The following is a 19005-nucleotide window of genomic DNA, read 5'->3' as shown; positions in this document are numbered from 1 at the left end:
TGTGGACGAAAAGACGGCAAAACCGCCAACGGGCGGTCCCGGCCCGGTGCCTCGGGCCATTGTGGTGATGGGCGTCGCCGGCTGCGGCAAGTCGGCTGTCGGCAAGGCGCTGGCAGCAGCGGAAGGGGCCGTCTTTGTCGAAGGCGACAGGCTGCACCCGCCTGAAAACGTCGCGCGCATGGCGAGCGGTGAGCCGCTCACCGATCAGCTTCGTGAAGGCTGGCTCGATGCCATTGGCGGACGCATCGCGGACCTGGCCAGCAGCGGCCAGGGCGTGGTGGCCGCCTGCTCGGCACTGAAGCGCAGCTATCGCGATCGTCTGCGTGGTTTTCGCCGGGATATCGTTTTCGTCTATCTGGAGATCGATCCCGCAACCGCCAAGCGGCGCGTCGCCAGCCGCAAGGGGCATTTCATGCCGGCCAGCCTAGTCGAAAGCCAGTTCGCCATCCTTGAGCCACCTGGCGCCGACGAGCAGGCGCTGACGGTCGATGCCACACGTCCAGTGGCCGACACCGTCACCGCCGTTGCCAGCCTGCTGGCCGGTGCAAAGTCATGAACCACCGTCATCGGGCAAGGCGCTTTCCGGCCGTTCGGTGAACCGGTCATGGCCGGACCAGGTCATCATTTGCTCGGGATAGAGTTTCAGCGCCTCCAGCACGCGGTCGCGCTTGAGCAATATATACTCGGCCTGTAACGCCATGTTCTTGGTGCCACCGGCCCTGGTCACGAGCTCGCCGGTCCCTGCCTGGGCCGGCACCAGTTCGGGACTTAGGATGGCGCTGTACTGGCGGAACGGATCGGTCTCGAAGGTCGACATGGAAAACAGCGCCGCCTTGGCTCTGGCGGCGAAATTCGTCGGCGCCGAGGCGAGGTGGGTCCAGCCGCTTTCGCCAATGGCGACTTCGGTGAATGTCGAGCCGGCATGGATGGTGTTGGTCACCAGGACGACGCCGTTGTTGCCAAGGACCTTCTGGATCCGGCCGGTGACCTGGTAGGCGTCGCCGCGTTCGAACACGATCCGGCTTTTCAGGAAACGATTCTCGACCTGGACCATCGGCGGGTTCAGGACGCGCAGGCCGAATGTCGAATCGGATATGCCGTGAGCGCTGACGCTGAGCTGGTTCGCCTCGATGCCGGCTTCATAGAGCGCGCGTTTGCCGATGATGGCCTGGGCCGTGAACTGATCGCACCAGATGATGGCGCCGTGGCCGCGCTTCAGCGCCGCCTGCAGGCCTTCCAGTCCCTCCAGCCGGATATCGGGCGACCAGCCGCGGCCGACGAGATGCACGGCAAGCAGCAGACGCCGGCGATGGTTGGAATAGAGCAGAGCCCTGAACAGCTTTTGCGCATCGATGCCGTTGCCGAGCACGGCGCGCGTCGCGGCGGCGTAGCGCACGAAATCCTTGCGGATATGGCGCTTGAGGCGGAGCCCCGATACGCGGCTGCAGATCGCGGCCCACGAGCTGACCGGCAGCAATGCCGCGACGCTGAGATAGAAGGCGGCCAGCAGCAGCTCGCGAAAATCCCTGTTGTTGAAAGTACGCAACCTGCCGGGGCGAACCAACTTGCGGCTGAAGAAGCGCACATGCTCGGCGCGTTCGGGCACCAGCACATCGGCGATGATTTCAGTATGGTAAATGACGGCGGACGATGGTGTCCGGTCGGCTTTCCGGGATTTTCCCAACCACGGCAGCCTCATCCGATCGGTGTCCACCTGTTCTTGCGCACGTCCGAAAATCGCTTTACTGCGTCTGCCACGGGCGCGCAATCGGCGTCGGCAAGGCCATGGTGATCGGCATTCAAGGTTCAAGCTTGAAACAGGCGCTATCCCAAGCACTTCCGCAACTGGCGCCCTGGCAGCCGGCTGCGGTGGCGCTGATGGCGCCGGACCGGCCCCCGCTCAGCTTTGCCGGCCTCGCCGACCTTGTCGACCAACTCTGCGGCGATCTCGCCAGGCGTGGCGTTCGCCGCGGCATGGCCGTCGGCATCGTCCTGCCCAACGGCCCGGAAATGGCGAGCTGTTTCCTGGCGGTTTCGGCGCTGGCGACGGCGGCGCCGCTCAATCCGGCTTACGGCGAAGACGAATTCCGCTTCTATCTCGGCGATCTCGACGTGAGGCTCCTGCTGTGCGGACAAGGCATGGGCGGAGCCGCGCGCAACGCCGCAAAGGGCCTAGGCATTGCGGTGCTCGATGTGGTCGTGACCGAAGGGGCAAAGGCCGGCGAATTTGTCCTGTCAGGCGACGCCGAACTGACAGCTCCTGGCGACGCGCAGCTCAACGGACCTGACGATTTCGCGCTGGTCCTGCACACATCGGGAACCACGGCGCGGCCGAAGATCGTCGGCTTGCGGCAGCGCAACCTGCAGGCATCGATGACCAACATCGCCCGCACACTGGCGCTGTCGAGAGACGACATCTGTCTCAACGTTATGCCGCTGTTCCACATTCACGGGCTGATGGCGGCGCTCAGCGCACAGCTGGCAGTCGGCGGCACTGTTGTCTGCACGCCAGGCTTCAACCCGCTCAAATTCTACGGCTGGCTCGCCGACTTCCGGCCGAGTTGGTACAGCGCCGTGCCGACCATGCATCAGGCGATCCTGGCCCGCGCGGCGCGCAATGGCGACACCATTGCGACGACACACCTGCGCTTTATCCGCTCGTCTTCGGCAGCGCTTCCCGATACCGTGTTCCGCGACCTCGAGCACGTCTTCGGCTGCCCGGTGGTCGAGGCATATGGCATGACCGAAGCGGCGCATCAGATGACCTCGAACGGCCTGCCGCCGGCGCGCCGCAAGCCGGGCGTGGTTGGCCTGCCTGCCGGTCCGGAGGTGACGATCCTGGACGACAAGGGGACGATCCTGCCGGCGGGCGAAAAGGGCGAGATCGCGGTGCGCGGCGCCAACGTCCATGACGGCTATCTCAACAATCCGGCGGCCAATGAAGCTGCCTTCACCGATGGCTGGTTCCGCACCGGCGACCAGGGACTGATCGACGCGGAGGGTGACCTCAAGATCACCGGCCGGCTGAAAGAGATCATCAATCGCGGTGGCGAGAAGATCTCGCCACTCGAGGTCGACAATGTGCTGCTCGACCATCCGCTGGTGGCGCAGGCGGTGACCTTCGCCGTGCCGCACGCCATGCTCGGCGAGGAGGTGGGGGCTGCCATTGTGCTGGCCGAGGGCGCCACCGCCGATGCCGAACAGATTCGCGATTTCGCGCGCAGCCGCATCGTCGAGTTCAAGGTGCCACGCCACATCCTGTTTCTGCAGGAGATACCCAAGGGCCCGACCGGCAAGATCCAGCGCGTCGGCCTTGCCGGTAGGCTCGGTTTGATCTGAGGAAGTCTGACCGCAGGATTTAGATCTGCGACGTCAGTTCGACCGGAAAATCGTCATTGTCGGCATCGCGCATGGCGGCGAGGCTTCTGTTATCCAGCACCTCGGCGATGGCTTGGCGTACCTCCAGCATCATGTGCCGGACCTGGCAGGTCGCCTCGTCACAATCCTCGCAGCGCTGGTATTGCGTACGGCTGGCACAAGGGATCGGCGCCAGCGGCCCGTCAAGGACGCGCACAACATGGCCGATCTTGATCTCGGAAGCGGGCCGGGCGAGGCGATAGCCGCCTTCCTTGCCCTTGCGGCTCTGGACGAAACCGGCATTGCGCAGCTCGCCCAGAATGGCATCCAGGAATTTCTTCGGGATATTGTTGGCGACAGCGATGTCGTTGACGAATGCAAGCTGGCCGACCGGCAGGCCGGAGAGATGCACGAGGGCCTTGAGGCCGTATTTGCCTTTTTTGGTAAGCATGCCCGATTCAGTTCATGAAAACCCCAACCGCCCGCATCTGGCGGTTGTTTGTGTGCAAATCATGACATTTCGCCTGCGCAACCCGGTTTCGCGCAAAACAAGCCGCCCAAGCGCACGTTAGGCACAAACGCGTTGATTCTTTGTAACGTTTTTCACCTATGGCGCAGGTTTATGCGGGAAAGCCGTATATCGGTGGCAAAACGAAAAAGCCGGCAAAGAGCCGGCTTTCTTGTTCAGTTTTCAGCTTGGATGCTGCTGATCAGCGGCTGCCATAGGTCTGGTCGAGCAGGCCGCCGGCGGCGAAGTGTTCCTTCTGCACCTTGTCCCAGCCGCCGAAGACGTCTTCCACCGTCAGCAGGCGGACATCGGGGAAGTCTGCCTTGTATTTTGCCGCGACTTCAGCGTTGCGGGCCCGCAGACCATTTTCAGCGGCGATGGTCTGACCCTCCGGCGTGTAGAGGAAGTCGAGATAGCTCTTGGCGAGGTCACGGCTGCCATGCTCATCGGCGACCTTGTCGACGATCGCCACCGGGAACTCGGCGAGCAGGCTGACGGTCGGCGTGACCTGTTCGAACTTGTCGTCGCCATACTCCTTGCGGATGCCGCGCGTCTCGGACTCGAATGTGATCAGCACGTCGCCGATCTCACGCTGCACGAAGGTGGTGGTGGCGGCGCGGCCGCCGGTATCGAAGATCGGCACGTTGTTGAACAGCTTGGTGACAAACTCCTTCACCTTGGCATCGTCGCCCTTGAAGGCTTCCTTGGCGTAGGCGGTGGCCGCCAGATAGGTGTAGCGCGCATTGCCCGAGGTCTTCGGGTTGGGGAAGATCACCTGCACGTCGTCGCGCACGAGGTCGTTCCAGTCCTTGATGTGCTTGGGGTTGCCGGCGCGCACCAGGAAGGACGGCAGCGAATAGAAGGGCGAGGCGTTGTCGGGAAAGTCCTTCTGCCAGTCGGCGGAGACGAGACCTTTCTTGACCAGGAAATCGATGTCGGTGACCTGGTTGAAGGTGACGACATCGGCGCCAAGGCCTTCGGCAATGGCGCGCGCCTGGGCAGAAGTGCCGGCATGCGACTGGTCGATGCTCACGCCCGGGTGGCCAGCGACAAAGGCCTTGTTCACCTGGACGAACAGCTCGCGGCCGACATCATAGGAAGCGTTGAGCAACTTGTCGGCCGACCAAGCCTGCGAGGAGGCGAGAAACAGGCCGGCGGCGGTGGCGACGCTGACGAAAAATCGCTTCATGAAAAGGGCTCCTTGAGAAGGCCGTTGTCGGATGCACCGATATAATGCGCGAACATAATAGGACCATGTCCAGCGCGACCAGACATGCGGACGCGGCCTGCCATCTAGTGGTGAGAAAAAGTGTTGCCGAAACAGCCGGTTGGTAGGATTTCCTTCCAACGCGTTGCAGAATGATTGCGTCTTACGACCAAGGCATATACAATTGGCATATACAAGGATGCGCCGCCATGCCGCAACACCGCCACTCCACGCCGCCGAGAGAGGCGAAGCTCTTCCGCAACAACCGCAGCCAGGCGGTGCGTATTCCCGTCGAGTTCGAGCTCCCCGGCGAAAAAGTCCTGATCAGTCGCGACGGCGACCGCCTGATCATTGAACCGGTCCGCAGACCTGGAGTTGCCGCGCTGCTTGCCCAATGGGCAAAAGAGCCGCCGCTTGGCCCTGAAGATGACTTTCCCGAGATCCATGATGCGCCCGTCAGCTCCGAGGACATCTTCTGATGCGGTTCATGCTCGATACGAACATCATCAGCGACATGATCCGAAATCCGGCCGGCAAAGCCGCCAGCGCGGCGGTTCGCGAGGGAGACGGCGCCCTCTGCACCAGCATCGTCGTTGCCTCGGAGCTGCGTTATGGTTGCGCCCGCAAGGGATCGGCCAAACTGCTCGCCAAGGTCGAGGAATTGCTCGCCGAGTTACCTGTGCTGCCGCTCGACGTGCCGGTGGACGCCGAATACGGCGCACTTCGTGCCGACCTGGAGGCCAGAGGCCAGCCGATCGGCCACAATGACCTTTTCATCGCCGCCCACGCCTGCGCACTGGGGATCACCCTGGTGACGGCCAACACCGGCGAGTTCAGCCGGATCGCGAGCCTGAAGGTCGAGAACTGGCTGGAGTAGAACGAGATCAAGCAGTCGCCGGGAAGAGCTTCCAGCGCCGCGGCCTGAACGCAACCCGGCTCTTCTGCGCCGCCGGATGGTCGACGGGCAATTCGATCTCGACCCGCTGGCGCTCGCCGCCGATTTCCAGTTCGACACGCCTGGTGCCGGCGACGCGACGGCTGGCGGCGACGGTGCCGGCGATGCAGCCGCTGCAGCCGTCGAGCAATTCGACATCGTGCGGGCGGAAGTAGAGCACGGCCTCGCCGCTCGGCGCATGCGGGGCCGACAGCCCGATCGGCCGGTCGGCGATCCAGACCTGGCCGTCCTCGACCTTGACCGGAAGCGTGCTCGATTCACCGATGAAGGAGTAGACGAAGGGCGAGTTCGGCGTGTCGTAGATCTCGTCGGCGGAGCCGACCTGCTCGATGCGGCCCTGGCTCATCACCACGACGCGGTCGGCAAGCTCCAGCGCCTCTTCCTGGTCGTGGGTGACGAAGACTGTGGTGTGGCCGGTGCGGTCATGGATCTCGCGCAGCCAGCGGCGCAACTCGCGGCGCACCTGGGCGTCGAGCGCGCCGAACGGCTCGTCGAGCAACAGCACCTTGGGCTCGATCGCCATGGCGCGCGCCAGCGCGACACGCTGGCGCTGGCCGCCGGAAAGCTGCGCGGGGTAGCGCTTCTCCAGCCCGGAAAGCTGGACGAGGTCGAGCAGTTCTGAGGCGCGGCGGCGGATTTCGGCCGCCGGCGGGCGCGACGGTCCGTGCCGTACCTTGAGGCCAAAGCCGATATTGTCGGCGACCGTCATGTGCCGGAACAGCGCATAATGCTGGAAGACGAAGCCGACATTGCGCTCCTGGATCGACCTCTGCGAGGCATCCTCGTCGCCGAAGAAGATCTTGCCGCGCGTTGGCCGCTCCAGACCGGCAATCAGCCTGAGCAGCGTCGTCTTGCCGGAACCGGACGGCCCCAGCAGCGCGATCAGCTCACCCGACTTGATGTCAAGCGATACGTCGTGGAGGGCCGGGAACCGGTCAAACTCCTTGCGCACGTTGGCAACGCGAACTTCCATTTACAGAACCCTCTAATGTCCGCGCGTCGCGGCGATCTCGGCGCCGTAGCGCATCTCGAGAAGTGTTTTCAAGACCAGTGTCACCAGCGCCAGGCCGGCAAGCAGCGAAGCGACGGCAAAAGCGCCAACGGCGTTGTACTCGTTGTAGAGGATTTCGACATGCAACGGCATGGTGTTGGTCAGCCCGCGTATATGGCCGGACACGACCGAGACCGCGCCGAATTCGCCCATCGAGCGGGCGTTGCACAGAAGCACGCCGTAGAGCAATCCCCATTTGACGTTGGGCAGCGTCACGTACCAGAAGGTCTGCCAGCCATTGGCGCCGAGCGAGAGCGCGGCCTCTTCATCGCCATTGCCCTGTTCCTGCATTAGCGGGATCAGTTCGCGGGCAACGAAGGGGAAGGTGACGAAGACGGTGGCCAGCACGATGCCGGGCACCGCGAACAAGATCTGGATGCCGTGCTCCTTCAGCCAGCCGCCAAGCAGCCCCTGCGCGCCGAACAGCAGGACATAGACAAGGCCTGATATGACCGGCGAGACCGAGAAAGGCAGGTCGATCAGCGTGGTCAGGAACGCCTTGCCCTTGAACTCGAACTTGGCGATTGCCCAGGCAGCGGAGATGCCGAAGACGACGTTGAGTGGCACGGCGATCGCCGCCACCAGCAACGTCAGCCGGATCGCCGAGCGCGTATCGGGATTGGAGAGTGCCTCCGTGTAGGCACTGAGGCCTTTGGCCAGCGCCTCGTGAAAGACGATGATCAGCGGCAGGAGCACAAAGATAGCGAGGAAGGCGAAGGCCACCGCCATCAGCAGCAACCGCACCGGCAGGCTTTCGGTCACCGCCGCCGACCGGCTCTCGTGATGCGGCTCGTAGGATTTGATCTCGGGATCAGCCATAGCGTTTGCGACTCCACGACTGCGCCAGGTTGACAACCAGCAGCATCACAAAAGACAGCAAAAGCATGATCGCCGCGATCGCGGTCGCCGCCGGATAATTATACTCCTCCAGCCGGATGACGATCAAAAGCGGCGCGATCTCCGACTTGTAGGGCAGATTGCCGGCTATGAAGATGACCGAGCCGTATTCGCCGACACCGCGCGCAAAGGCCAGAGAGAAACCGGTGATAATGGCCGGCGACAGGCCTGGAAACAGGATGCGGGTGATGATCTGGAAGCGGTTGGCGCCGAGCGTCGCGGCTGCCTCTTCGACCTCCTTGTCGATCTCCTCCATGATCGGCTGCACCGTGCGCACGACGAAGGGCAGGCCGATGAAGACGAGCGCCACGACGATGCCGAGCGGCGTATAGGCTACCTTGATGCCGAGCGGCGCCAGAAGGTGGCCGATCCAGCCATTGGGCGCGTAGAGCGTGGTCAGCGCGATACCGGCAACCGCGGTCGGCAGCGCGAAGGGCAGGTCGACCATGGCATCGACGATGCGGCGGCCGGGGAAGCGATAGCGCACCAGCACCCAGGCGACGAGCGTGCCGAAGACGACATTGACGGCCGCGGCGAGGAAGGCGGCGCCGAAGCTGATCTCAAGCGCGTTGATGGTCCGGCGATCGGTGGCGATCGCCCAGAAATCGGTCCAGCCGAGCGCTGCCGAACGCCAAACGAGGCCCGACAAGGGGATGAGGATGATGAGCGTGAGGTAGGCAAGCGAGAAGCCGAGCGTCAATCCGAAACCCGGAATGACACTCGGCTGTCTGAACCGCCACCCCGCCTTGGCGGGTGCTATGGTCATGTCGTCCTGATCTAGATTTTAGCTCACTGGGCCGGCTTGTAGATCTGGTCGAATATACCACCGTCACCGAAATGATAAGGCTGTGCCTTCTTCCAGCCGCCAAAAAGCGGATCGTCGATGGAGATCAGCTTGATTTCAGGCGTCTTCGGAATATCCGCCGGATCCACCAATTCCGGCTTGGCCGGACGATAGTGGTTCTTGGCGATGATCGTCTGGGCTTCCTTGGAATAGAGCCAGCCGAGATAGGCTTCGGCCACTTTGCGGGTGCCCTTGGCATCGACATTGGCGTCGACGATGGCCACCGGCGGCTCGGCCAGGATCGAGGTCGGCGGGTAGACGATCTCGAAATTGTCGGCGCCGAATTCATTGAGCGCCAGATAGGCATCGTTTTCCCAGCCGATCAGCACGTCGCCGATGCCCTTTTGCGCGAAGGTGACGGTCGAGCCGCGCGCGCCGGTGTCGAGCACCGGAGCATTGGCGTAGAGCTTGCCGACGAATTCCTTGTTCTTGGCTTCGTCGCCACCATCATTGGCGTTGGCATAGGCCCAGGCGGCGAGGTAGTTCCAGCGCGCACCGCCCGACGTCTTCGGGTTCGGCGTGATCACCTGGACGCCGTCCTTGACCAGATCGCTCCAGTCATGGATGCCCTTCGGGTTGCCCTTGCGGACCAGGAAGATGATGGTCGAGGTGTAAGGCGCCGAATTGTTCTCGAACTTTTTGCGCCAGTCCGGATTGATCTTCTTCGACTTGGTGACGATGGCGTTGATGTCGCCTTCTAGCGCCAGCGTCACCACATCGGCATCGAGACCGTCGATCACGGCGCGGGCCTGGGCGCCGGAGCCGCCATGCGATTGCTGAATGGTGACCGTCTCGCCGGTCTCGGCCTTCCAGTGCGCGGCGAAGGCCTCGTCATAGGCCTTGTAGAGTTCGCGTGTCGGATCGTAGGACACGTTGAGAATGGTGGTATCGGCAAACGCGAAACCGAGCGTGCCGAACTGGATCGATGTGGCGACCAGTGCGCCGAGCAGTTTCCTGAAATGAGGTTTGGTCATTTCCGCCTCCGTTGATGACGGCTGAACTCTATCGAATTGATAGAAATTAGATGCATTCAACGTTGCCTTTTTTGCCCCCTTGAAGCAATTTTTCGCTGTTATTGCGCGCTGAGAGGAAACATTTTCCTCATATTAGCCTAACCCGAATCCGGGCCTGTTTGACGCTATCTAGAAGCTGACGGCGCTGAGGCAAGGCTGAGGCGGCAGAGGACTGCCCTCGCCGGGCGGTTCAGTTCGCAGTGATGGGAAAGTCGAAGCGCTGCCTTGGAAACGGCTCATCCCGAAGCGTGTAGTGCCACCACTCGCGCGCATAATTCTTGAAGCCGCCGGCGAGCATGGCGTCGAGCAGTTTCTTGCGGTTTGCCGCCGCCTCTATCGCCAATGGGCGGTGGGCTGTTTCGCTCGCCGGGTCGAAACAGTCGAAACTGGTGCCGAAATCGAGCGTGCCGGCGTCGGTCGCGCCGCAGGCGGCGGATGAATTGTTCTTGCCGTCGCTGCGAGCGATGGCGACATCGACGGTCGAGCCGCGTGAATGGGTGGACAATTCGCCGATATAGCCCTTGGCGATCAGATCGGCGCGCTTCACCAGCGGATACCATTGCGGATCGGGCGGCCCGCCCTCTCTGGTCCATTTGCCCATGTCGGCGACGGCGCGGGCCGGGCGGTAGCAGTCGAAGACAACCAACGTCAGGCCGTCGGTGGCGAGCGCTTTCTGCACACCGGACAGCGCTTGCGCCGCCTGCTTTGTGAGGATGCAGACCGGGGCGTCATAGCCATCGGCCTTGCGATGCAGGAAATTTTCCAGGCCGGCATAGCGGATGTCCTGGCGGATGGAAGGATCGACATCGGCAAGCCGAACAAAGCCGGCGGGCAGGGGATCGGCGGAGGCCGGGAGGGTTATCAGCAAGGTGGCGAAAAGGGTGGCAAAGGTGCGCAGGATACAGCGCGGCGCACCCCCCTCTGCCCTGCCGGGCATCTCCCCCTGAAGGGGGGAGATTGGCAGCTTTGGCGTCGTGCGCCACTGTTTGTCGTTGGCGAAAGCCGTGGAGACATCTGATCTCCCCCCTTGAGGGGGAGATGGCCGGCAGGCCAGAGGGGGGTGCCGCGCGCCGGGTTTCAGGCGAAGAAGCCCAATCCCCTGAATCGTCTGGCGCAGTCTATTCAACGAACACCTTCACGCTGGCAGCGCGGCCCACGGCGTCAATGACGGTGAGCGTCGAATAGCCGGCGCCGTCGGGCAACCACGTGGCGGTGCGGCGGCGGTCGATGCCGACGAGCGGCTTGCCGTTGGCGAGCCAGCGGAACGGTGCACGGCCGCCTTGCAGTTTCAGCACCAGCGGCGAGGCTTCGGCGGAATTGGTGGCGAGATCGACGCGGGCGCCGTTCGGCGGGAAGATGATGGTCGGCGCCGGCTCGGTCGGACCTGCCTGCACCAGCCCGTCGGCGCCGGCGCCGAAACGCGCCAGGGTCACAGGCAGGTCTTCGCGCTTGGCCTTGACGACGCCGGCAGGTTGGCTGGGCAGCGGCACCGCGACGAGGCCGGAGCGGACAAAGCCTTCGAACAGGATGGGGGCCGCCGAGACATAGCCGGAGAGGCCGGGCACGGCGCCGGCATCGGCACGGCCGACCCAGACGCCCAGCACGTAGCGGCCATCGAAGCCGACCGACCAGGCGTCGCGGTAGCCGTAGGAGGTCCCGGTCTTGTAGGCGATGCCGCGCTGCAAGGCGCCCTCCGGCGGCTTCACGCCCGACAAGATGTCGGTGATCTGCCAGTTCGCCTGGGCGTCGAGGATGGTGGCGGTCGTGCGCTCGGCATTGGCCGGCTCGGTGCCGTCGTGCAGCGTGTTCGCCTTGCCGCCATTGGCGAGGCCGGTATAGAGCTGGACGAGATCGCGCAACGTCACGCCGACGCCGCCAAGGCCGATGGCGAGGCCCGGCGCCTCGTTGACCGGCAGCACCGGGCTGACGCCGGCCTGGCGGAAGCGTGCCATCAGCCGTGCCGGGCCGACAGAGTCAAGCACACGGATCGCCGGCACGTTGAGCGACAGCTGCAGTGCCTGGCGGATCGAGACATCGCCCTGATAGCCCATGTCGAAATTCTTCGGCCGGTAGCCGCCGAAATCGACCGGACTGTCCTCGATCAGCATTTCCTGCGCCACCAGCCCCTGCTCGAAGGCGAGGCCATAGATAAACGGCTTCAGCGTCGAACCGGGCGAGCGCACGATCTTGGTCATGTCGATCCAGCCGGAGCGGCTGGCGTCGAAGAAATCGGCCGAGCCGACTTCGCCGAGAATGTCGCCGGTGCGGGCATCGGCCATCACCATGGCGACGGAGAGGCGCGGGCCGAGCTTGGTCGCGGCATCGCGTGCCACCTGTTCCAGCCCTTGCTGGACGCTTTTGCGGATTGTCAGCTGGAGCGGCTTGCCGGGCACGGCCTTGGGCAGCATGGCATAGGCGGCGTGTGGCGCCAGCGCCGGCAGTTTGCGGCGCAGGCCCGAAACATCGTCAAGGGCAGCGCGCGCGGCCTCGCGCTCGCCAAGCAGGCCGGATGAAACCATGCGGGTCAGCACGCGGTCGCGGGCGGCATGGGCAATGTCGAGATTGCGGTCGGGCCGGCGCTTTTCCGGCAATTGCGGTAGCGCCACGAGCAGGGCGGCTTCCGAGACGGTCAGCCGCTTCGGCTCCTTGCCGAAATAGGCGAGTGAGGCCGCGCGCACGCCTTCGAGATTGCCGCCATAGGGCGCCAGCGTTAGGTAGCGTTCGAGGATTTCCTGTTTGGACAGCCGCCGTTCGATCTGGATGGCGCGCAGCATCTGCTTGAGCTTGGAGCCGAGGCTGCGGCTTTCGCGCGGCTCGATCAGGCGGGCAAGCTGCATCGACAGCGTCGAGCCGCCGGAGACGATGTGGCCGCTGGTGGCGAACTGACCGGCGGCGCGCGCCAACGCAAGCACATCGACGCCGTTATGGTCCCAGAAGCGCTTGTCCTCATAGGTGACCAGCATGTCGACGAACTGCTTGTCGACCTGGTCGAGGTGTGTGTCGAGCCGCCAGTAGCCGTCCGGCGTGGCGAAGGCGCGCAACAGCTGGCCGTCGCGGTCCTGGACTTCGGTCGAGACGGTGAGCGCCGCCGGAAGAGGGGGCGGGAAGGCGAGGTCGAGTTCCAAGAGGGTGACTGCGGCGATCGCGAGAATTCCGGCGCAGGTAGCAGCGGTTATGGCGGTGCGGCGAAGGAATTTCCTGGAAAGCATGGCGCCGCCCCTCATTGCCCTACCGGGCATTTCTCCCCGTATAGAGACGGGGAGAAAGATGCTGTTGCCGATGGTTTCGCCAATCGCCAACGTTGCAGAACAAGCGGTGAAATTCGCGATAGCTCCCTTCTCCCCGTCACTATACGGGGAGAAGGTGCCGGCAGGCGGATGAGGGGCAGCGCCATCGCTACGTCTATCAAGGCGCCTTATGGCGCCTTGATCTCCATTATGCCGGTGGCGGTGCGGGCCGAATATTGCGGCCGGTACATGTCTTCCACCGTGGCTGCCGGATGAGCATAGGTGCCCGGCGTCACCGCGCGCACGACATAGGCCAGCATGATGTTGCGGTCGCCGTCGCCGTCATTGGGGTTGAATGCCGCGACGAAACGGTCATCGCGGAATTCGAGATGGGCGGCGTCGGTTTGCGCCAACCAGGTGAAGTTCGACAATTGGGCGCTGGAAACCAGGCCGGGGTTGTCGATCTCGAAGCCGGCCGGCAACAGGTCGGTGATCAGCAGGCGCGACGGCCAGCGGTTCTGCTCGTAGACCTTGAGCACGACCACATAGCGTTCGTTCTGCGTCGCCTCGGTGACATTGGCTTCGGTGCCATCGAGCTTGTAGTAGGTGCGGTCGATGGTGAAGCCGTCACCGCCGGCCGGCAAGGGTTCGACCGGCGAGGCGACCGTGGTGACGACCGCCTGCAGCGGCGTGGTGCCGGTGTTGGCGATGGTCAGCGGGCTGTCGGCGATATCGGTGCCGCTTACTTGGGTGGAATAACCACCGGCATGCGGCGCGCCATTGACCGACAGCTTGATCGAGTCGTTGCCCGACTTCAGCGCACGAGCCGCCAGAAGCATCCAGGACTCATCCTGCGTGCTCGTCCAGCGGGCGTCGGCGCGTTCCCTTGCCACCAGCCGGATCAACTCCGGCACGATGGTCGGCACCGGTTTCGATTCGGCGGCGAGCGCCAGGATCGCGGCGCCGTCACGCAGCCGCGAGCCATAGTCGGATCGGTAGTAGTCGTAGTCGGTGGTCGATTTGGCCAGCTGCAGCGCTGTCTGGAAGGTCGCTTCCGAACGCTGTGCGTCGCCGTAGAGCGCCAGGCTCGCCGCCAGTTGGGCAACGGCCATCGGGCTCGAGAAGGCTTCGAGCTTGGTGTCGGCGTAGTAGCGCAGATCGCCGACCGAGGCCTTCTTGTTGCGAGCCAGAACGTAGAGCGCGTAGGCGATTTCGCTGCCGCGGTCCTGGACGTCCTGGTCGTAGCCGACCGAGTTCTGCAGGTTGCTCAGCGCCTGGCTCATCGCCAGGGCCGGGACATCGTAGTTCTGCTCGCGCGCCCTGGTCAGGAAGTCCGTGACATAGGAATCGAGCCACAGATCGCCGGAGCCCGGACCCCACAGGCCGAAGCTGCCGGCCGAAGCCTGGTAGCTCAGCACCTTGTAGATGGCGGCCTGGACGCGGCCGTGCAGTTCGGGATCGCTTTCCATACCGATGCCGGACGCCAGATCGTTGACGTAGAGCAGCGGCATGGCGCGGCTGGTGGTCTGCTCGGCGCAACCATAGGGGTAGCGGTCGAGCGTCATCAGCAGCGACGGCACGTCGAAGGCGGCGGTCTGCGAAACGCCGACGCTGACCGAGGCGCCGTCGAGCAGGCTTGCCGCGAGCAACTCCTTGTCGACGCGCAGTGCGCCGCCATTGCCCTTGAGGTCGACGACCAGGCGGGTGGTGACCGGCAATTGCGCCGGACGCACCGGAACGTAGAGCGTCTGTTCGACGGAAGTGCCATCGCCATGGGCGAGCTTGATGGTCAGTGACGCATTGCCGGCCGTCTGTGCAATCAGCGGTACAGTCAGCGTCTGGCGCTTGCCCTTAGCGAGAGTCACCTTTTCGGGCAAGGGCTTGTCGCCGGTGGAGAGGTCGCCCGTGGTGTCGATCGACAGGGCATAGTCTCCCTCCGGACCGTCCGTGTCGGCGATGTCGAGCCGCATGATGGCGGCATCTCCCGGCGCCAGGAAGCGCGGCAGGCCGGCGGTGATCACCACCGGATCGCGGACAATCACATCGATCGAGGCGTGGCCGACGGCATCCTTGGTCCAGGCAACGGTCATGACGCGCACGGTGCCGTTGAACTGCGGGATGTCGAAGTCGATCCTTGCCTTGCCGTCGGCGTCGAGCTGGACTGGGCCTGAAAAGAAGGCGACCAGCTTTTCGGTCGGCGGACTGCCTTGCGGCTGCATCGCTGCGCCGTCGCCGCCGGTCCTGAGCTTGCCGGTGGTGCCGAGCGAGCCGTCGATCAGGCGGCCGTAGATGTCACGCACTTCAAGACCCAGCATGCGCTGGCCGAAATACCAGTCCTCCGGATCCGGCGCCTTGTAGTTGGTGAGGTTCAGGATGCCGACATCGACGGCAGCGACCGTGACATAGGCATTGCTGCCCGGTGCAACGCCGGCCACCGCGACCGGGATCGACAGCTGCTGGCGCGGCATGGTCTTGTCCGGCGGCGTCAGGGTGACGGCGAGCTTTTTCGAGCCTGGATCGACCGTCAGCCATTTCACGCCGATGGCACGGGCCGGCATGCGCGTCTCCTGCGCATCGCCGGGCCGGAACAGGGTTGCGGTGATGTAGGCGCCGGCGCCCCAGTCGTCGCCGACCGGGATGTCGACCGTGCTGCCGCCGGCCGGCACGGTCGCCGTGACGGTCTTGAGCAGCTTGTCGGCGCCGATGGTGACCAGCAGTTCGCCGGCAAAATGCGGCGACACTTTCAGCTTGGCGACTTCGCCGGCGGCGTAGCTGTCCTTGTCGAGGGCTATTTCGAGGCCATCGGGCGTTTCGGTGGAGGTCGAGGAGACATACCAGCCGGCATCGAACTCATAGCTGGTCGCCGGTCCCTCCGGATCGGCGGTCTCGATCTCAAGCCGGTACTGGCCCCAGTCGACCGGCATCGTCACGGTCGCCTCGGCATCGGCGCTGAGATCGACCTGGCCATTGGCAATCGACTTGGTGAAGGTGACCGGCTCGTAGTTCCAGGAGTTGTTGTTGCGGTACCACTGATAATTGCGTTCGACCTTGACCAGCGACCACTGTGCGCCTTTCAGCGTTTCGCGCTTGCCTTCGGGGTCGACCGCGATGAGGCTGAATTTGGCGGTGCCGCCCTGCGGCACTTCATTGTCGGCGAAGTCCGGACGGATGCCGATCATATGGCCCTGCGGGCGGATGCCGATGTTGAGCGAGCGCTCGATGGCGCGGCCACCGGTTTCGCGCATGCGCACCGTGACCTTGGCGTCGACCAGTTTGGTGGTCGATGGCAACTGGTCGACCGTGACCGGGAAGGTCGCCTTGCCGTCGTCGCCGACCACGGGAAGACCGGTGAACGGGGTGACCGAAGGCTCGGCCGACTGCTCGTCGGCGAGACCGAACGAATAGGCGGGGAAACGGTCCCAGTCGCGCGCCGTCGACAGCGTCAGTTCGCCTTCCAGCGCAAGGCCCGCAGCCGGCGCGCCATAAAGGAAGCGGCCGTCAATGTTGATGTTTGCGGTTTCGCCCTGGGCGATCTCCTGCTTGTCGGACTTCATGTCGAACTCGATGCGATCCGGCACGAAGTCTTCGACCAGGAACATCTGGCTGGAGACGGCGGCTTGCTTGGGATCGGTGTAGATCGACACCGTCCAGGTGCCGCGCATGGCGTTGGCTTCGAGCGGCAGGTCGACGGCGTAGCCGCCGGCCGAGACGCCGTCGGCAACGATGCGGCGGTTCTCGACGCCGTCGGGACGGGTGAAGATGAAGGTCAGCGGCAGGTTCTCGACCGCCTTGGAGGCGCCGTCGCGGGCAAGGGCGGCAACATGCACATCCTCGCCGGCGCGGTAGATGCCGCGTTCGGTCCAGGCATAGACATCGAGCGCGCCGGGTGCGGCACGTCCGGAGACGCCGCGATCGGAGAGGTCGAAGCCGGCGCGACCCATGTCGAGGAAGACGAAATCATTGTCGCCCTGCTTGGCCATCAGCACGGCCGGCACCATGCCGCCGTCGCCGCGGGTCAGGCCGGGGTTGAAGACGGCGTGGCCTTCTGCGTCGCTAGTCGCGGTGCCGAGGATCTCATTGTTCCTGGCCAGCAGCGTCAGTTCGGCGCCGGCGATCGGCTTGGCGGTGCCGAGCGAGCGGGCAAAGACATTCAGCCCGTCCTGGCCGGTATAGGTCGACAGGCCGATGTCGGAGACGACGAACCACTGCGTGGCGATGGAATTGTAGCTGTCCTCGCCGTTCGTGGTGACCGGCTGCGCGGTCAACACGTAGACGCCGGGCTTGCGCTGCGGCAAGGCCTCGTCGACCGGGAAGGACGTGGTGACGTCCTTGTTGAGGTCGTTGGCGATGTCGAGCTGACCTTCCCAGACCGGCTCGCCCATCTGGTCGGAAATGCTTGATATGTCGTAGCCGTCGAGCTGCTTGAGGAACTGGTAGCCGGACAGAAGCTGCGCCAGCGAACGATCGCCGATGCGGTAGAGCTTCATCTGCGCGGCGGTCATGTTGACGGTGACGACCGGGATGCCGCGGCGCGCACCAGCCGGCAGCACGAAGCTGTCGCCGGTGAAGCGTGCCGACTGTGCGCGATCCTGGACATAGATCGACAGAACGACCGGGGCGGCGGTGACTTCGCCGATGGCCGCCGGCAGGCCGGCGCGGAAGGTCACTTCGTAATGCTGGCCGTGTTCGAGGCCTTCGACGCAGATCTGCTTGTCCTTGGCTTCAACGCCCTTGGGCGGCTGGTTGTCGACGGTGACGAACTGGGCGTAATCGACGCCGGTCTTGACCAATTCCTCGGAGAACTGCGCGCAGATGCGCGGTGCGCTGGTGTCGGCGTCGACCGAATGATCGATGACGCGGAAGCCCTTGCGGGCCTTGAGGTCCTCATATTCGGCCTTGACCGCCGGCGAACTGACCAGCGCGAGGCTCGCTTCATAGGCCTGCAGGGCCGGGCGGTAGAGATCGCGGCGGTCGAGGCCTGCGCCGAGCAGCGCCAGCACCTCGGCGCGGGTCCTGGTGGTGCGCAGCAATTTGTAGGCGTTGATGGCGGCGGAGGTGCCCTTGACCGGCAGATTGTAGGATTCGGAGCTGCCACTAGCCGGCTGTATGGCAAGCGTTTCGCGCGCCAGACCGAGCCAGAGCTGGCCGTCGTCGGGCAGGACCGAAACCGCGGCCTCGTATTTCTGCATGGCCTGGCCATGGTCGCCGGTCAGCGCCGCCTGTTCAGCCGCTGCCCGCAGCGCTTCCAGCCCGTCCGTCGGCTTGTCATAGGCCGGATCGGTCAGCTTGTTGCGGTATTGCTGGGCCTGGTCTGCCATCCAGTTGGGGAAAAATGCAAGTTCCGGCGGGGCGCCGATATCGGGGTCGCCATCGACATTGACGACCTTGCCGGCAACGGCGCCATTGAATGTTTTCAACTGGTTATAGTCGGATTTGAGGAAGCACCATTTAGCCTTGGTGTTGTAGGTGAAGGCGCGGCACATGGGGTCGCCGAGGCATGTCGTCTTGCACTGATCGAGGCTGACATTCTGGTCGGATCTCAGATCGAAACCGAAATAATCGGAGTTGTTTGAGGTCACCACCCGGCGCGCTTCGGCCGCTTGCGCGACAGCTCCCCAGGCGAAAAAGAGAAGGATCAGGATAGACAGACCACGAGCCGCGCGCATTGCCATAACACCCTCCAGACACTGCTGACGTCCAAGGCTTGTTCAAGCTTCAGTCAAGCTTGTCAACACGAGGACGGGCCGGTTTCCGCCTGCCAATGGTTCCCAAACCGGCAAATGGCCGGTATGCCGATAGTTCATCCACAGGGAAAGGGATCACGCTTTCTTGCGGCGACGCAAAAGGTGTGAATTCCAAGCCCTGCCTATTTCAGACAATTGGATTGTGGCCCCTTTACGAGCGCTTCAAAACTTCATTCCAATTTTAGTTTTGTAACCTAGGTTG

At 64.0% G+C, this 19005-nt stretch carries 14 protein-coding genes; 4 read left to right on the top strand and 10 right to left on the bottom strand.

Translation table 11 applies throughout. The annotated features are described in order from the left end of the window. Nucleotide 1: 1 nt before the first annotated feature. The gene (locus AC1DYO_RS07925) at nucleotides 2-556 is read left to right on the top strand and encodes a gluconokinase (RefSeq protein ID WP_477261954.1); all 555 of its coding nucleotides are present in this window, start codon (nucleotides 2-4) and stop codon (nucleotides 554-556) included. Here the strand turns inward: AC1DYO_RS07925 and AC1DYO_RS07920 are convergent. Beyond that, entirely contained in the window at nucleotides 551-1699 is a 1149-nt protein-coding gene (locus tag AC1DYO_RS07920; protein ID WP_477261952.1) for a hypothetical protein, read from the bottom strand. The two genes, AC1DYO_RS07925 and AC1DYO_RS07920, sit on opposite strands and share 6 nt — an antisense overlap. A gap of 86 nt (nucleotides 1700-1785) precedes the next feature. On the opposite strand from AC1DYO_RS07920, the gene AC1DYO_RS07915 reads away from it, so the two are divergent. Then, entirely contained in the window at nucleotides 1786-3339 is a 1554-nt protein-coding gene (locus AC1DYO_RS07915) for an acyl--CoA ligase (RefSeq protein WP_477261950.1), read from the top strand. Between the two features lie 19 nt (nucleotides 3340-3358). Here the strand turns inward: AC1DYO_RS07915 and AC1DYO_RS07910 are convergent, their stop codons facing one another. Both AC1DYO_RS07910 and AC1DYO_RS07905 read right to left on the bottom strand, forming a co-directional pair. Continuing rightward, the gene (locus tag AC1DYO_RS07910) at nucleotides 3359-3808 is read right to left on the bottom strand and encodes an RrF2 family transcriptional regulator (RefSeq protein ID WP_006202816.1); all 450 of its coding nucleotides are present in this window, start codon (nucleotides 3806-3808) and stop codon (nucleotides 3359-3361) included. 259 nt (nucleotides 3809-4067) lie between these two features. Beyond that, nucleotides 4068-5054, bottom strand: a complete 987-nt coding sequence (locus AC1DYO_RS07905; RefSeq protein ID WP_477261948.1) for a sulfate ABC transporter substrate-binding protein — start codon at nucleotides 5052-5054, stop codon at nucleotides 4068-4070. A 227-nt stretch (nucleotides 5055-5281) separates the two neighbouring features. Between AC1DYO_RS07905 and AC1DYO_RS07900 the strand changes: the two genes are divergently transcribed. Both AC1DYO_RS07900 and AC1DYO_RS07895 read left to right on the top strand, forming a co-directional pair. Continuing rightward, nucleotides 5282-5551, top strand: coding sequence for an antitoxin (locus tag AC1DYO_RS07900; RefSeq protein WP_477261946.1), 270 nt, complete (start codon nucleotides 5282-5284; stop codon nucleotides 5549-5551). Next, nucleotides 5551-5949: a PIN domain-containing protein gene (locus tag AC1DYO_RS07895; protein ID WP_477261944.1), complete on the top strand. Its 399-nt coding sequence runs from the start codon at nucleotides 5551-5553 to the stop codon at nucleotides 5947-5949. Before AC1DYO_RS07900 ends, AC1DYO_RS07895 begins: the two co-directional genes overlap by 1 nt. A gap of 7 nt (nucleotides 5950-5956) precedes the next feature. On the opposite strand, the gene AC1DYO_RS07890 is transcribed toward AC1DYO_RS07895, so the two are convergent. From AC1DYO_RS07890 to AC1DYO_RS07860, 7 genes are all read right to left on the bottom strand, one after another. Beyond that, entirely contained in the window at nucleotides 5957-7000 is a 1044-nt protein-coding gene (locus tag AC1DYO_RS07890; RefSeq protein WP_477261942.1) for a sulfate/molybdate ABC transporter ATP-binding protein, read from the bottom strand. A gap of 12 nt (nucleotides 7001-7012) precedes the next feature. Further along, complete coding sequence (gene cysW, locus AC1DYO_RS07885; RefSeq protein WP_477261940.1) at nucleotides 7013-7897, bottom strand: sulfate ABC transporter permease subunit CysW; 885 nt, start codon at nucleotides 7895-7897, stop codon at nucleotides 7013-7015. Then, a complete protein-coding gene (gene cysT / locus AC1DYO_RS07880; protein ID WP_477261939.1) occupies nucleotides 7890-8741 on the bottom strand; it encodes a sulfate ABC transporter permease subunit CysT in 852 nt (283 codons plus the stop codon). The genes cysW and cysT overlap by 8 nt, the downstream gene beginning before the upstream one ends. Nucleotides 8742-8764: 23 nt before the next feature. Further along, entirely contained in the window at nucleotides 8765-9793 is a 1029-nt protein-coding gene (locus tag AC1DYO_RS07875; RefSeq protein ID WP_477231602.1) for a sulfate ABC transporter substrate-binding protein, read from the bottom strand. A 229-nt stretch (nucleotides 9794-10022) separates the two neighbouring features. After that, on the bottom strand, nucleotides 10023-10769 hold the full coding sequence (locus tag AC1DYO_RS07870) for a M15 family metallopeptidase (RefSeq protein ID WP_477261937.1): 747 nt from the start codon (nucleotides 10767-10769) through the stop codon (nucleotides 10023-10025). Between the two features lie 181 nt (nucleotides 10770-10950). After that, nucleotides 10951-13041 carry a penicillin-binding protein 1C gene (gene pbpC, locus AC1DYO_RS07865; protein WP_477261935.1) on the bottom strand — a complete coding sequence of 697 codons (2091 nt, stop codon included), beginning with the start codon at nucleotides 13039-13041 and terminating at the stop codon, nucleotides 10951-10953. Nucleotides 13042-13247: 206 nt separating this feature from the next. Continuing rightward, nucleotides 13248-18731 (bottom strand): alpha-2-macroglobulin family protein, encoded by a 5484-nt coding sequence (locus AC1DYO_RS07860; RefSeq protein WP_477261933.1) that lies wholly within the window; start codon nucleotides 18729-18731, stop codon nucleotides 13248-13250. Nucleotides 18732-19005 lie beyond the last annotated feature (274 nt).

This window comes from Mesorhizobium sp. P2_F5 (assembly GCF_056403715.1).
The sequence above is the reverse complement of the archived record's forward strand: the minus strand, read 5'-3'. Positions and strand labels throughout refer to the sequence as shown.